Source organism: Bacillus sp. MBGLi79 (genome assembly GCF_002953915.1).
Map to the genome: position 1 here is coordinate 708,285 of NZ_CP026521.1, position 12,859 is coordinate 721,143.

The 12,859-nt window shown below is 42.8% G+C and carries 15 protein-coding genes, 2 tRNA genes and 1 pseudogene; 15 read left to right on the plus strand and 3 right to left on the minus strand.

The features are described 5' to 3' along the window. Positions 1–2 precede the first annotated feature (2 nt). The 7 genes from C1T29_RS03725 (at position 3) to tsaD (ending at position 4,038) form a co-directional block, all read left to right on the plus strand. A tRNA-Met gene (locus C1T29_RS03725) sits at positions 3–79 on the plus strand. A 65-nt stretch (positions 80–144) separates the two neighbouring features. Next, positions 145–221: transfer RNA gene (locus tag C1T29_RS03730), tRNA-Asp, on the plus strand. A 180-nt stretch (positions 222–401) separates the two neighbouring features. Further along, positions 402–1,379: a thiamine-phosphate kinase gene (gene thiL / locus C1T29_RS03735; protein ID WP_103750088.1), complete on the plus strand. Its 978-nt coding sequence runs from the start codon at positions 402–404 to the stop codon at positions 1,377–1,379. A gap of 14 nt (positions 1,380–1,393) precedes the next feature. Continuing rightward, the gene (gene tsaE, locus C1T29_RS03740) at positions 1,394–1,870 is read left to right on the plus strand and encodes a tRNA (adenosine(37)-N6)-threonylcarbamoyltransferase complex ATPase subunit type 1 TsaE (protein WP_103750087.1); all 477 of its coding nucleotides are present in this window, start codon (positions 1,394–1,396) and stop codon (positions 1,868–1,870) included. Beyond that, positions 1,851–2,540: a tRNA (adenosine(37)-N6)-threonylcarbamoyltransferase complex dimerization subunit type 1 TsaB gene (tsaB, locus tag C1T29_RS03745; RefSeq protein WP_003234078.1), complete on the plus strand. Its 690-nt coding sequence runs from the start codon at positions 1,851–1,853 to the stop codon at positions 2,538–2,540. Before tsaE ends, tsaB begins: the two co-directional genes overlap by 20 nt. A gap of 9 nt (positions 2,541–2,549) precedes the next feature. Beyond that, positions 2,550–3,005 (plus strand): ribosomal protein S18-alanine N-acetyltransferase, encoded by a 456-nt coding sequence (gene rimI / locus C1T29_RS03750; RefSeq protein WP_003243019.1) that lies wholly within the window; start codon positions 2,550–2,552, stop codon positions 3,003–3,005. Beyond that, positions 2,998–4,038, plus strand: a complete 1,041-nt coding sequence (gene tsaD / locus C1T29_RS03755; protein WP_069840093.1) for a tRNA (adenosine(37)-N6)-threonylcarbamoyltransferase complex transferase subunit TsaD — start codon at positions 2,998–3,000, stop codon at positions 4,036–4,038. The genes rimI and tsaD overlap by 8 nt, the downstream gene beginning before the upstream one ends. A gap of 225 nt (positions 4,039–4,263) precedes the next feature. On the opposite strand, the gene C1T29_RS03760 is transcribed toward tsaD, so the two are convergent. After that, the gene (locus C1T29_RS03760) at positions 4,264–6,192 is read right to left on the minus strand and encodes an ABC-F family ATP-binding cassette domain-containing protein (RefSeq protein ID WP_095432105.1); all 1,929 of its coding nucleotides are present in this window, start codon (positions 6,190–6,192) and stop codon (positions 4,264–4,266) included. A 125-nt stretch (positions 6,193–6,317) separates the two neighbouring features. Here C1T29_RS03760 and moaC point away from each other — a divergent pair, with 125 nt between their 5' ends. The 4 genes from moaC to tatC are packed head-to-tail and all read left to right on the plus strand — an operon-like array spanning position 6,318 to position 8,440. Then, complete coding sequence (gene moaC, locus C1T29_RS03765; RefSeq protein WP_003243499.1) at positions 6,318–6,830, plus strand: cyclic pyranopterin monophosphate synthase MoaC; 513 nt, start codon at positions 6,318–6,320, stop codon at positions 6,828–6,830. Then, positions 6,827–7,474 carry a redox-sensing transcriptional repressor Rex gene (locus C1T29_RS03770; RefSeq protein WP_003234073.1) on the plus strand — a complete coding sequence of 216 codons (648 nt, stop codon included), beginning with the start codon at positions 6,827–6,829 and terminating at the stop codon, positions 7,472–7,474. The genes moaC and C1T29_RS03770 overlap by 4 nt, the downstream gene beginning before the upstream one ends. A 21-nt stretch (positions 7,475–7,495) precedes the next feature. Continuing rightward, complete coding sequence (tatAY, locus tag C1T29_RS03775) at positions 7,496–7,669, plus strand: sec-independent protein translocase protein TatAY (protein ID WP_003234072.1); 174 nt, start codon at positions 7,496–7,498, stop codon at positions 7,667–7,669. Positions 7,670–7,675: 6 nt separating this feature from the next. Further along, positions 7,676–8,440, plus strand: a complete 765-nt coding sequence (tatC, locus tag C1T29_RS03780; protein WP_015252680.1) for a twin-arginine translocase subunit TatC — start codon at positions 7,676–7,678, stop codon at positions 8,438–8,440. A 37-nt stretch (positions 8,441–8,477) separates the two neighbouring features. On the opposite strand, the gene C1T29_RS03785 is transcribed toward tatC, so the two are convergent. Further along, positions 8,478–8,669, minus strand: a complete 192-nt coding sequence (locus C1T29_RS03785; protein ID WP_003225680.1) for a YdiK family protein — start codon at positions 8,667–8,669, stop codon at positions 8,478–8,480. Continuing rightward, positions 8,666–9,400, minus strand: coding sequence for a CPBP family intramembrane glutamic endopeptidase (locus C1T29_RS03790; RefSeq protein WP_095432106.1), 735 nt, complete (start codon positions 9,398–9,400; stop codon positions 8,666–8,668). The genes C1T29_RS03785 and C1T29_RS03790 overlap by 4 nt, the downstream gene beginning before the upstream one ends. A 239-nt stretch (positions 9,401–9,639) precedes the next feature. Here C1T29_RS03790 and groES point away from each other — a divergent pair, with 239 nt between their 5' ends. The 4 genes and pseudogenes from groES to C1T29_RS24675 form a co-directional block, all read left to right on the plus strand. Continuing rightward, on the plus strand, positions 9,640–9,924 hold the full coding sequence (gene groES, locus C1T29_RS03795; protein ID WP_003155970.1) for a co-chaperone GroES: 285 nt from the start codon (positions 9,640–9,642) through the stop codon (positions 9,922–9,924). Positions 9,925–9,968: 44 nt separating this feature from the next. Beyond that, positions 9,969–11,603, plus strand: coding sequence for a chaperonin GroEL (gene groL, locus C1T29_RS03800; protein WP_095432107.1), 1,635 nt, complete (start codon positions 9,969–9,971; stop codon positions 11,601–11,603). A 483-nt stretch (positions 11,604–12,086) separates the two neighbouring features. Then, on the plus strand, positions 12,087–12,815 hold the full coding sequence (locus tag C1T29_RS03805; RefSeq protein ID WP_269321171.1) for a peptidoglycan-binding domain-containing protein: 729 nt from the start codon (positions 12,087–12,089) through the stop codon (positions 12,813–12,815). Further along, a pseudogene (locus C1T29_RS24675) lies at positions 12,784–12,859 on the plus strand (sporulation stage IV protein A); the annotation flags it as partial. The gene C1T29_RS03805 and the pseudogene C1T29_RS24675, both read left to right, overlap by 32 nt.

Below are 12,859 nucleotides of genomic sequence, written 5' to 3' on the forward strand. Positions count from 1 at the left end.
ATCGCGGGGTGGAGCAGTTCGGTAGCTCGTCGGGCTCATAACCCGAAGGTCGCAGGTTCAAATCCTGCCCCCGCAACCAAATTATTTTGAATGAAAAAAGGAGTGCCCAAAGGGTGCAACCGAAATAATACACTATATAAATATGGTCCGGTAGTTCAGTTGGTTAGAATGCCTGCCTGTCACGCAGGAGGTCGCGGGTTCGAGTCCCGTCCGGACCGCCATTAATGTAAACGAAACGATCATGTTTTCGTTTTTTTTGTGTTTTCTTTTACTGTATCTTCTGCTTGGTGTCTTAGCCAAGCTTTCTTTATATCGGCAACTTCTTGGATATTCTAGCAAAATTCGATAAACTAGGGAGAGCACATATAGGCATAACCAGGGTTGAAAGGAGGTTTTGCTTCATGGATGAATTTGATTTGATACATAGCATTACTCCATGGACCATTCACCATTCTTCCGTTGATGTAGGAATTGGTGATGATGCAGCGCTCTACACTGCGAAACACGGCGTTCAGGAAATTGTTTGTGTTGATACTATGGTAGAAGACGTGCACTTCAAATTACACTATTCCTCACCTGAAGATATCGGGTATAAGGCGTTAGCCGTTAATATAAGTGATATTGCCGCGATGGGCGGCATTCCTAAATATTATTTGGTATCAATTGCGGTACCTTCAAAATGGACTAAAGCTGAAATCAAGGCGATGTATGAAGGAATGAATGAACTGGGGAAACTATATCATATGGATCTGATTGGCGGTGATACAGTCTCTATCTCTGACAAATTAGTCGTAACTGTCACTGTGATCGGTGAAGTAGAAAAGGGAAGGGCCTGTTTACGCAGCTTGGCTAGACCGAATGATATAGTGTTTGTAACGGGTGAAATCGGTTCTTCTGCAGCAGGACTTTCTTTATTGCTGGAAGAGACTAATCTTCAAAACTCATCTGTGGAAACGGATTACTTTATCCACAGGCATAAACGGCCTCAGCCAAGAGTAAGTGTCGGCAGATTGTGCTCAAGTATGAATCGGGCGGCTTTAAATGATATTAGTGACGGATTGGCTAGTGAACTGAACGAGATTGCAGAAGCCAGCTGTGTTTCAATTGAAATTGATGAAAGCATGCTTCCAATTCATTCTGATCTGCCTAAGCTTCATCGTAATTGGAAAGAATGGGCTTTGTTTGGCGGTGAGGATTTTGAGCTGACAGGGACGGTTTCAAATGACGAGTGGGAAGTGTTGAAGCAGAAGTGTGAAACGCATCAACTGCCCATTACAAAGATTGGCCATGTCAGAGAAAAAACAGAATCCAACGTGATCCTAAAAACTGATAACGGATTAAGGATCTTAGAGAAAAAAGGATATAATCATTTTAAATAAGACAGGTGACTCGTGTGAAGCAATTAAAGTGGAGAACCGTAAATCCTGAAGAAACAAAAGCAATTGCCAAGCTGGCTGCATCGTTTGCTAAACCGGGAGACGTCCTGACATTAGAGGGCGATTTAGGTGCAGGTAAAACGACTTTTACGAAAGGTTTTGCGGAAGGGCTGGGAATTACACGTGTTGTAAACAGTCCGACTTTTACGATTATAAAAGAATATAACGATGGCTCGCTTCCTCTTTATCATATGGATGTATATAGAATGGAAGATGAAAGTGAAGATTTGGGACTCGATGAATATTTTCACGGACAAGGTGTCTGTCTCGTTGAATGGGCTCATTTAATTGAAGAACAGCTGCCGCAGGAGCGTCTGCAAATTGTTATCAAAAGAGCTGGTGATAGTGAGCGGGAAATCACCTTTACTGCTGTCGGGAATCGGTATGAAATGCTTTGTGAGGAGTTAAGTAGACATGACAATATTAGCAATTGATACATCAAATTATACATTAGGCATTGCGCTGCTTCGAGAAGACACCGTTATAGCAGAATACATTACATACTTGAAAAAGAACCACTCTGTAAGAGCGATGCCTGCTGTTCATTCATTGCTGAATGATTGTGATATGGCACCGCAGGACCTTTCTAAAATTGTCGTTGCAAAAGGCCCTGGTTCATACACAGGAGTAAGAATAGGTGTGACGTTGGCCAAAACACTTGCCTGGTCTTTAGATATTCCAATAAGTGCTGTATCAAGTCTTGAGACGCTTGCGGCAAATGGCCGGCATTTTGACGGTCTGATCAGCCCAATCTTTGATGCTAGACGGGGACAGGTGTACACAGGTCTGTATCAATATAAAAATGGGCTTTTAGAGCAAGTTGTTCCAGATCAAAATGTGATGCTGGCAGATTGGCTGGAGATGCTAAAAGAAAAGGACCGCCCTGTTTTGTTTTTAGGCCATGATACTTCTCTTCACAAGCAGATGATCGAGGATGTGCTTGGAACAAAAGGGTTCATTGGAACTGCCGCCCAGCATAACCCGCGTCCTTCAGAATTGGCTTTTCTCGGGAAGGAAAAGGAAGCAGCTGATGTTCATGGGCTTGTCCCGGATTACTTGCGGCTGGCAGAAGCTGAAGCGAAATGGATTGAAAGTCAAAAGTAGGGTGATAGGATGAAAACAAAAGCAGCGGTCAGAAATATGCGGCTTGAAGATATAGATCACGTATACGAAATCGAAGCATCCTCCTTTACGTCTCCTTGGACGAAGGATTCGTTTTATCATGAGCTGCTGGAAAATCCGTATGCTCATTATCTCGTGATTGAAAAGGACGGCCATCTTGCTGGGTATTGCGGGATTTGGATTGTGATGGACGATGCCCAAATTACAAATATAGCGATAAAACCAGAGTATCGCGGCCAGTCTTTAGGAGAAACGCTTTTTCGCTCAGCTGTTGAACTGTGCAAAGAAAAAGACGCAAGGCGGCTTTCGCTTGAAGTGAGGGTTTCGAATCATCCTGCTCAAGGCTTATATAAGAAATTCGGGATGCAGCCCGGCGGAATAAGAAAGAACTATTATACTGATAACGGGGAAGATGCGTTAATTATGTGGGTGACGATAAATGAGTGAGCAAAAAGACATGTACGTATTAGGAATTGAAACAAGCTGTGACGAGACTGCGGCAGCTATTGTGAAAAATGGAAAAGAGATCATTTCAAACGTAGTAGCCTCTCAAATTGAAAGCCATAAGCGTTTTGGAGGCGTCGTTCCGGAAATAGCTTCAAGACATCATGTTGAACAAATCACTTTGGTTATAGAAGAGGCATTTCGCAAAGCTGGCATGACGTATAGGGATATTGATGCGATTGCAGTCACGGAAGGTCCGGGACTGGTGGGAGCGCTTCTTATTGGAGTGAATGCCGCTAAAGCATTGAGCTTTGCACATAACATTCCGTTAGTAGGCGTTCATCATATAGCCGGTCATATATACGCGAACCGTCTTGTAGAAGACATCGTGTTCCCGGCACTGGCATTGGTCGTTTCTGGAGGCCATACAGAACTGGTTTATATGAAGGAACATGGATCATTTGAAGTCATTGGGGAAACCCTTGATGATGCGGCAGGAGAAGCTTACGATAAAGTGGCGCGGACGATGGGTCTGCCATATCCAGGTGGACCGCAAATTGACAAGCTAGCTGAAAAAGGGAATGACAATATTCCACTTCCTCGCGCATGGCTTGAAGAAGGCTCTTACAACTTCAGCTTTAGCGGATTGAAGTCTGCAGTGATCAATACGCTTCATAATGCGTCTCAAAAAGGGCAAGAGATTGCTCCGGAAGATTTGTCTGCCAGCTTCCAAAATAGTGTGATCGATGTCTTGGTGACCAAAACGGCACGCGCGGCAAAGGAATATGATGTCAAACAGGTTCTTTTAGCCGGCGGAGTAGCTGCAAATAGAGGTCTCAGAGCTGCATTAGAAAAGGAATTTGCCCAGCATGAAGGGGTTTCGCTTGTCATTCCTCCGTTAGCGTTATGCACAGATAATGCTGCGATGATTGCTGCCGCTGGCACAATTGCTTTTGAAAAGGGTATTCGCGGTGCATACGATATGAATGGGCAGCCTGGCCTTGAATTGACTTCTTATCAAAGTCTCACGAGATAATAGCGTGAGACTTTTTATTGGTTATTAACAGACAATTCACAATTTATCCACATATCTGTGATCGATTATAGAGATATAGATGGATAAAGGGCTGAAGTCACTGTTAATCAAGTGGATAAATTCAGAATATTTTGTGGATAATGTGTATAAAGCGCTTACTTCACCTGTTTATAAGGTTATTTTCTGTGGATAAAAAGCACCCCTGAAAAGAGGTGCTTGACTTTTTTAATCTTCTTCTGTGGATAGTTCTTCCCATTCGGACAAAAGGGATTCCAGCTCCTGATTGAGTTTCTCATTGTCTGCATGGATAGCTTGGACTTTTTCATGATCCTGATAGACTTCAGGATCACATAGCAATTCATCATTGCGGCTGATGTTTTCTTCAATGCTCTGAACATTGGCTTCAATTTCTTCAATTCGACGAAGTCGTTGGCGCTCTTTCTTTTTCCATTCTTTTTCTTCCTCGTAGGAACGTTTGGAGTCAGACTTCACTGTAGCTGGCGTTGTTTCAGTTTCCTCTTGCTGATTCATTTTCTCCAATTCAAGCTGCTCTGTTTTCTTCTCTGTATAATAATCGTAATCTCCCAGATACTCCTCTATATGGCTTGAAGAAAGCTCCAGCACTCTTGTGGCGATTCTGTTAATAAAATATCTGTCATGTGAGACAAATAACAGTGTACCTGGATAATCAATCAGCGCGTTTTCGAGAACTTCTTTGCTGTCTAAGTCCAGATGGTTTGTCGGTTCATCAAGGATGAGAAAGTTGGCTTTTTGAAGCATCAGCTTAGCTAGAGCCAATCTTGCTTTTTCGCCCCCGCTCAGTGAATGGACGGGTTTCAGCACGTCATCTCCGGAGAATAAGAAATTTCCGAGACACGTTCTGATTTCTTTTTCTGGGAGCCCGGGGTACTCGTCCCACAGCTCATCAAGAACACGTTTAGAGGAAGTCAGTTCAGCCTGTTCCTGATCATAGTAGCCGACACTGACATTTGAGCCATATGAGATCGTTCCTTGATCTGGTTTTAGGGTGTCTATTAATGTTTTCAGCAATGTTGATTTACCAATTCCGTTAGGGCCGACAAGCGCGGCGCTTTCTCCTCTTGTCAGCATGAATGACACTTCTGTTAAAAGCGGCGGCTGGTTTTCATAGCTGATTGTGAGATCCTGAACACGGAGGACTTCATTTCCGCTCTGTTTTGTAATATCAAAATGAAAGTTTGCGGATTTTTCATCGCCAAGCGGTTTTGACATGACTTCCATTCGATCAAGCTGCTTTCTGCGGCTTTGCGCCCTTTTGGTGGTAGAGGCTCTCGCCAGATTTCTGTCTACGAAGTCTTGCAGCTTTGCGATTTCGTCCTGCTGCTTTTCGTACAGTTTAAGATCCTTTTCATACTGCGCGGCTTTTTGGTCGAGATAAGCGCTGTAGTTGCCGTGATACTTTTTGCTTTCGGCTCTTGATACCTCGTATACCTGGTTTACCACTTTGTCCAAAAAGTAGCGGTCATGCGAAACGATGAGAATGGCGCCTGAATAGCCTTGTAAATAATGCTCAAGCCAGGTAAGCGTATCAATATCCAGATGGTTTGTCGGCTCATCGAGAATGAGTAAATCAGGCTGTGTTAACAGAAGCTTACCTAAAGCCAGTCTTGTTTTTTGGCCTCCGCTGAGGCTTTGAACCTGTGTAGAATCGTCAAAATGGCTGAAGCCGAGGCCATGCAGCACAGATCTGACATCCGCTTCATATTGATAGCCGCCTTTATCTTTGAATTCCTGCTGAAGGCGGTCGTAGGTTTTCATGATGCTTTCTAATTCACCCGGGTCAGCTGCCGCCATTTTTTCTTCTATAGCCCGCATTTCCTTTTCCATTGCTTTTAAGTGGTCAAAAACAGTCAGCAGCTCTTCTTTTATGGTAAGCTTAGAATCCAAGCCAGTATGCTGGGCGAGATATCCCATTGTAGTATCTTTCGGTTTAATAATTTCGCCCTTTTCATACGAAAGCTGGCCTGCGATAATTTTAAGGAGCGTAGATTTTCCGGCGCCATTTCTTCCTACAATGGCGATGCGATCACGATTTCTGACTTCCAGCTTTATATTGTTTAAAATAGTATCAGCACCAAACGATTTGGACAGCTGATTAACTTGTAAGATCATCATATTATTTCACCTCTGTTATAATAAGTTAAGTGTAGCTTATGAACCAGAAGTCAGCAAACAATACATTGGCCATATAAGACATAGAGAAGAAAATAGTGTATGATCTGTTTAAGGAGCGTTTTAATATGAATGGATTTTCTCATTTTAATGAACAGGGCAGAGCCCAGATGGTGGATATCAGCGAAAAATCTTCGACTGTCCGTACTGCGGCGGCTGTTTCAAGCGTACACATGAAGAATGAGGTGTACGAGAAAATACAGAGTCACGATATTGGCAAAGGAGATGTACTGGCTGTCGCACAGGTGGCAGGCATTATGGCCGCAAAGCAAACGTCGAATATCATTCCAATGTGCCATCCGCTTTCATTGAGCGGGGTAGATATATCGTTTGACTGGAAAATAAAAGAAGCAGAAGTTATACTTCATATAAAAGCACAGGTCAAAACGAAAGGGAGTACAGGTGTGGAAATGGAAGCGCTCACTTCTGCATCGGTGTGCGCTCTTACCGTTTACGATATGTGCAAGGCCCTTGATAAGGGAATGGTCATCGGTCCTACTTTCTTGCTTGAGAAGACAGGCGGGAAAAACGGTGACTTTAAAAGAGAACTATCCGAGTATAATTTGGAGGACCAAAAATGAATAAGGATCAATCAAAAATTCCGCAGGCGACGGCGAAACGGCTGCCGCTTTACTATCGCTTTTTAAAGAATCTGCATGCGTCAGGAAAACAGCGTGTATCATCCGCTGAACTCAGTGATGCCGTAAAGGTTGATTCTGCCACGATTCGGAGGGATTTTTCCTATTTTGGAGCTCTTGGCAAAAAAGGATACGGATATAATGTGGATTATTTGCTGTCTTTTTTCCGAAAAACGCTTGATCAGGATGAGATGACTGATGTCATTTTGATTGGTGTCGGGAACTTGGGAACGGCATTTCTTCACTATAATTTCACAAAAAATAATAACACAAAAATTTCTATGGCTTTTGATATAAATGAGAGTAAAATAGGAACTGAGGTAGGCGGCGTGCCCGTCTATAACCTTGATGACCTTGAACAACACGTAAAAGATGAATCAGTTGCCATTCTTACAGTGCCAGCAGTTGCCGCTCAATCCATTACAGACAGATTGGTTGCGTTAGGAATCAAGGGAATCCTTAATTTTACGCCGGCCCGTTTGAATGTGCCGGAACACATTCGAATTCATCATATAGATTTAGCAGTTGAGCTTCAGTCACTGGTTTATTTCTTGAAGCATTATTCAGTTTTAGAGGAAATCGAATAGAGGGAAAGGAGGAGCCCAAATATGCCGATCGGTCCTGGAAGCCTTGCTGTTATCGCAATCGTTGCTCTGATTATCTTCGGTCCCAAAAAGCTGCCTGAATTGGGCAAAGCAGCCGGAGACACACTTCGTGAATTCAAAAACGCTACTAAAGGATTAACAAGTGATGAAGAGGAAAAAAAGAAAGAAGATCAGTAAGTTAGGATGACACGAATGAAAGTGAATCAAATGTCGCTGCTGGAGCATATTGCTGAGCTTCGAAAACGGTTGCTGATTGTAGCGCTGGCGTTTGTCGTTTTCTTTATTGCTGGATTTTTTTTAGCGAAGCCGATTATTGTGTATCTGCAAGAAACAGATGAAGCGAAGCAGCTTACGCTTAACGCGTTTAACCTGACAGACCCGCTTTATGTGTTTATGCAGTTTGCGTTTATCATCGGCATCGTCCTGACCTCGCCGGTTATTCTTTATCAGCTTTGGGCATTTGTGAGCCCGGGCCTCTATGAGAAGGAGCGCAAAGTAACGCTCAGCTACATTCCGATCTCTATTTTGCTGTTTTTAGCGGGCTTATCTTTTTCATATTATATTTTATTTCCTTTTGTTGTTGATTTTATGAAGCGGATCTCTCAGGACTTGAATGTCAATCAGGTGATCGGAATTAATGAATATTTTCATTTTCTTCTGCAGCTGACGATTCCGTTTGGACTGCTGTTCCAAATGCCGGTCATTCTCATGTTTTTGACCAGGCTCGGAATTGTGACACCGATGTTCTTAGCGAAAATCAGAAAGTATGCGTATTTTACGCTGCTGGTGATAGCTGCCCTGATTACACCGCCTGAGCTTCTGTCCCATATGATGGTCACTGTCCCGCTTTTGATTTTATATGAAATCAGTATTCTTATATCGAAGGCCGCTTATCGGAAAGCGCAGAAAAGCAGTGCTGCCGATCAGGACGTGTCTTCCGGGCAATAATAAAAAATCCATTTCTCATACGAGAAATGGATTTTCTTTATTTCTGGTTCTTTTTGATTTTAAATGAAAAGGCGAACATCTTAAAAGAAATGCTGATGTTGTAAGCGGCGAACACCATCAGCAGGATGGAGTAAAATGACCACATGCTGCCTGGCGAGCTTGCGGCAAGATAAGTAAAGATGCACCCTACGGCAAAGTAGATCATTCCCCAAACTACCGGGTTTCTCATAAAAATAATCCTCCAATAATCAGTTGCATTTGTGTACTCTGCTGTTCAAGGTATTTCTGAACAGGCTCAAGCTGCATGATGACAACGAATGTATTCATCATTAAATGGGCGAAAATCGGCACCCATATCCGTTTTGTTCTCGCATATAAAAAGGCAAAGGTAAAGCCCATTGCTGTATATAGAAGAAGATGCTTCAAATCAGCGTGAACAATACCGAAAATAACCGAGCTAATCAGTCCGGCGAAGAAGAAATTCGTTTTTTCGTACAGCGCCCCGAAAATGATTTTTCTGAAGATGATTTCTTCCAATATAGGCCCGATGATTGAAGAAACGATAATCATGAGCGGGACTGCCTGAATGACATCCAGAATCGCTTGTGTATTTTCTGATTCTCTTCCGATGCCAAATACATAGTATTCAATAGAGCCTGCAATTCCTTGAGAGAAAAGGGCAATGAAAAAACCGGCTATCGCCCAAAGGATAGAAAGTCCGATTGAGTCCTTCTGTCCGTTTCGCAGCGTTTCTTTCGGAACGGTTCTCAGAATGAGCAGAACAACAACGAGACAGGCGATAAAGCTGATAACGGACCATAATCCTTGTGCATGCAGCATATTTTCATCTGTAGGCTGTCCTCCGGCATAACCGAATTTAAATAACAAGGGAATCGCGATTAATGCGGAAAACTGCATGATGATATATGTCAAAATGATAAACCAATACTGTTTTCTCAAATGGTATGTACTCCTTTGTTAAGTGGGTTTCGTTCATCTACAGCTATTGTAACATAATCGGTACGGGGGTGAAAAAAGCTAACGGAAAAGGGAGCTGAAAAGAATGATGTAAGCGTGAAAAATTTTTTATCTTATCACTTGAAATTGGAAGGGAGATTCTTTATTATAAGAATTGTGTTAGCACTCTTTAGTGCTGAGTGCTAAAATTACATATTCATACTATTGAGGAGGTTATTACATTGTTAAAGCCATTAGGTGATCGCGTTGTCATTGAACTCGTAGAATCTGAAGAAAAAACTGCCAGCGGAATTGTGTTGCCGGATTCTGCAAAAGAAAAACCGCAAGAAGGCAAAATCGTGGCAGCTGGTTCAGGTCGCGTGTTAGAAAGCGGAGAGCGCGTTGCTTTAGAAGTAAAAGAGGGCGACCGCATTATCTTCTCAAAATACGCAGGTACTGAAGTGAAATACGAAGGTACTGAATACTTAATCTTACGTGAAAGCGACATTTTAGCTGTTATTGGCTAATTCTTAAATAAAAACATTTAAAAATTCAAGGAGGTCTTGTAAACATGGCAAAAGATATTAAGTTTAGTGAAGAAGCCCGCCGCGCAATGCTTCGCGGTGTCGATGCACTTGCTGATGCTGTAAAAGTAACTTTAGGACCAAAAGGACGCAACGTGGTTCTAGAGAAAAAATTCGGTTCTCCATTAATCACAAATGACGGTGTAACAATCGCTAAAGAAATCGAGCTTGAAGACGCGTTTGAAAACATGGGTGCGAAGCTTGTTGCTGAAGTAGCCAGCAAAACAAACGACGTTGCCGGTGACGGTACAACAACTGCGACAGTTCTTGCGCAAGCAATGATCCGTGAAGGCCTTAAAAACGTAACAGCAGGCGCTAATCCTGTAGGCGTTCGTAAAGGGATGGAAAAAGCTGTAGCGGTTGCGATCGAAAACCTAAAAGAAATTTCTAAGCCAATCGAAGGCAAAGAGTCTATCGCTCAGGTTGCTGCGATCTCTGCTGCTGATGAGGAAGTCGGAAGCCTTATCGCTGAAGCAATGGAGCGCGTAGGAAACGACGGCGTTATCACAATCGAAGAGTCTAAAGGCTTCACAACTGAGCTTGAAGTTGTGGAAGGTATGCAATTCGACCGCGGATATGCGTCTCCTTACATGGTAACTGACTCTGATAAGATGGAAGCGGTTCTTGACAATCCTTACATCTTAATCACAGACAAAAAAATCACAAACATTCAAGAAATCCTTCCTGTGCTTGAGCAGGTTGTTCAGCAAGGCAAACCATTGCTTCTGATCGCAGAAGACGTTGAAGGCGAAGCACTTGCAACACTTGTTGTGAACAAACTTCGCGGCACATTCAACGCAGTGGCTGTTAAAGCTCCTGGCTTCGGTGACCGTCGTAAAGCAATGCTTGAAGACATCGCTGTCCTTACTGGCGGAGAAGTCATCACAGAAGATCTTGGCCTTGACCTGAAATCTACTCAAATCACACAATTGGGACGCGCTTCTAAAGTTGTCGTTACAAAAGAAAACACAACAATCGTTGAAGGCGCTGGCGAAACAGACAAAATTTCTGCCCGCGTGACTCAAATCCGCGCTCAAGTGGAAGAAACAACTTCTGAATTCGACAAAGAAAAATTACAAGAGCGTCTTGCTAAACTTGCTGGCGGCGTAGCTGTCATCAAAGTCGGCGCTGCGACAGAAACTGAGCTGAAAGAGCGTAAACTTCGCATTGAAGACGCCCTGAACTCAACTCGCGCGGCTGTTGAAGAAGGCATCGTATCCGGTGGTGGTACAGCGCTTGTAAACGTATATAACAAAGTCGCTGCAGTTGAAGCTGAAGGCGATGCTCAAACAGGTATCAACATCGTGCTTCGCGCGCTTGAAGAGCCAATCCGTCAAATCGCACACAACGCTGGTCTTGAAGGATCTGTCATCGTTGAGCGCCTCAAAAACGAAGAAATCGGCGTAGGCTTCAACGCTGCAACTGGCGAATGGGTAAACATGATCGACAAAGGTATCGTTGACCCAACAAAAGTGACACGTTCTGCACTGCAAAACGCTGCGTCTGTAGCGGCTATGTTGTTAACAACTGAAGCCGTTGTCGCTGACAAGCCAGAAGAAAACGCTGGCGGCGCAGGAATGCCTGATATGGGCGGCATGGGCGGTATGGGCGGCATGATGTAATCAAACGGCGAAAACCTTTGATATACCAAGGGTTTGACCGTTTTTCATCACCCGTGCAGCTGAAAAAATAACAAAAAGATAACATTCATTGAGGATGCTTCCAAAAGTCTACTGGACTTTAGAAGAAGCATCCTTTTTCATTTATAAGTATTTTAATGCATAAAAAGCCTATTGATGAAGTTTGCCATATTATGATGAAACCCTTCTCAACTGAGAAGGGTTTTCTTGTCATACGCTTGCCACCTAGACATGAATACTATAAAAGAGGTGACTATAATGGATGAAATGATTCAGAAAGTACAACTATGGGTAAATGCTGCTTACTCTGGAAAGCCTGGCTTCGTTCCAGCCCCTGAAAATGGGAAAACTGGTTGGTCCACGATGTATGCTTTAACTAGGGCTTTGCAAATTGAACTTGGAATCTCTACACCTGCTGATAATTTTGGACCAGGAACTGAAGTAGCGTACAAATCATGGGGAGAAATGGAAATTGGGCGTATTCCTACTGATGACAAAGGAAAAAGAATTGTACTAATTCTTCAAGGAGCAATGTATTGTAAAGGTTACAATCCAACTGGATTTACAGGAACTTTTGGAGAAGGGACTAAAGCTGCAGTAATTAAATTGCAAACTGATGCGGGACTGCCTATTCGTGACGGGAAAGTTTATTCCTATATATTTAAAGCATTTTTAACTATGGATGCTTATGTGCTCACATCTGGTGGTAATTCTAGAATTAGAGAGATGCAAAGAGATCTTAATTCAAAATATTACAAAACATCTGGAGTCCAACCATGTGATGGTTACTACCAAAGAGGGACTAATAAAGCTTTAATTTACGGTATTCAAACAGAAGAGGGAATTGCTCCCTCTCTACAAACGGGATCAATAGGGCCTTCTACGACCAACCTTTTACCAACTCTGAGCATAGGAAGTACTAATGCAAACTTTGTTAAGCTCCTTCAATATGCATTATATGTAAATGATTTCAATCCAGGAGAATTCAATGGACAGTACAGTACACTATTAAAAAATGCAGTTGCTGAATTCCAAAAATTTGTTAAGTTGCCAGCTGATGGAGTTACAGGAAAACAAACTTGGCTTTCTTTGTTGCAGAGTAAAGGAGATCCTAATCGTAAAGGAAAAGCTTGTGATTGTATAACAGAAGTTACGTCTGCTAGAGCTTGTACGTTATTTAATGCAGGACTTTGAGGATGATCCGCTCTCCATTTGGAATTCCGATATATTCGGAAGGT

Coding starts and splice junctions, on each gene's coding strand:
- thiL (WP_103750088.1), top strand. CDS start 402: ATGGATGAATTTGATTTGATACATAGCATTACTCCATGGACCATTCAC.
- tsaB (WP_003234078.1), top strand. CDS start 1,851: ATGACAATATTAGCAATTGATACATCAAATTATACATTAGGCATTGCG.
- rimI (WP_003243019.1), top strand. CDS start 2,550: ATGAAAACAAAAGCAGCGGTCAGAAATATGCGGCTTGAAGATATAGAT.
- tsaD (WP_069840093.1), top strand. CDS start 2,998: ATGAGTGAGCAAAAAGACATGTACGTATTAGGAATTGAAACAAGCTGT.
- C1T29_RS03760 (WP_095432105.1), bottom strand. CDS start 6,192: ATGATGATCTTACAAGTTAATCAGCTGTCCAAATCGTTTGGTGCTGAT.
- moaC (WP_003243499.1), top strand. CDS start 6,318: ATGAATGGATTTTCTCATTTTAATGAACAGGGCAGAGCCCAGATGGTG.
- C1T29_RS03770 (WP_003234073.1), top strand. CDS start 6,827: ATGAATAAGGATCAATCAAAAATTCCGCAGGCGACGGCGAAACGGCTG.
- tatAY (WP_003234072.1), top strand. CDS start 7,496: ATGCCGATCGGTCCTGGAAGCCTTGCTGTTATCGCAATCGTTGCTCTG.
- tatC (WP_015252680.1), top strand. CDS start 7,676: ATGACACGAATGAAAGTGAATCAAATGTCGCTGCTGGAGCATATTGCT.
- C1T29_RS03785 (WP_003225680.1), bottom strand. CDS start 8,669: ATGAGAAACCCGGTAGTTTGGGGAATGATCTACTTTGCCGTAGGGTGC.
- groL (WP_095432107.1), top strand. CDS start 9,969: ATGGCAAAAGATATTAAGTTTAGTGAAGAAGCCCGCCGCGCAATGCTT.
- C1T29_RS03805 (WP_269321171.1), top strand. CDS start 12,087: ATGGAAATTGGGCGTATTCCTACTGATGACAAAGGAAAAAGAATTGTA.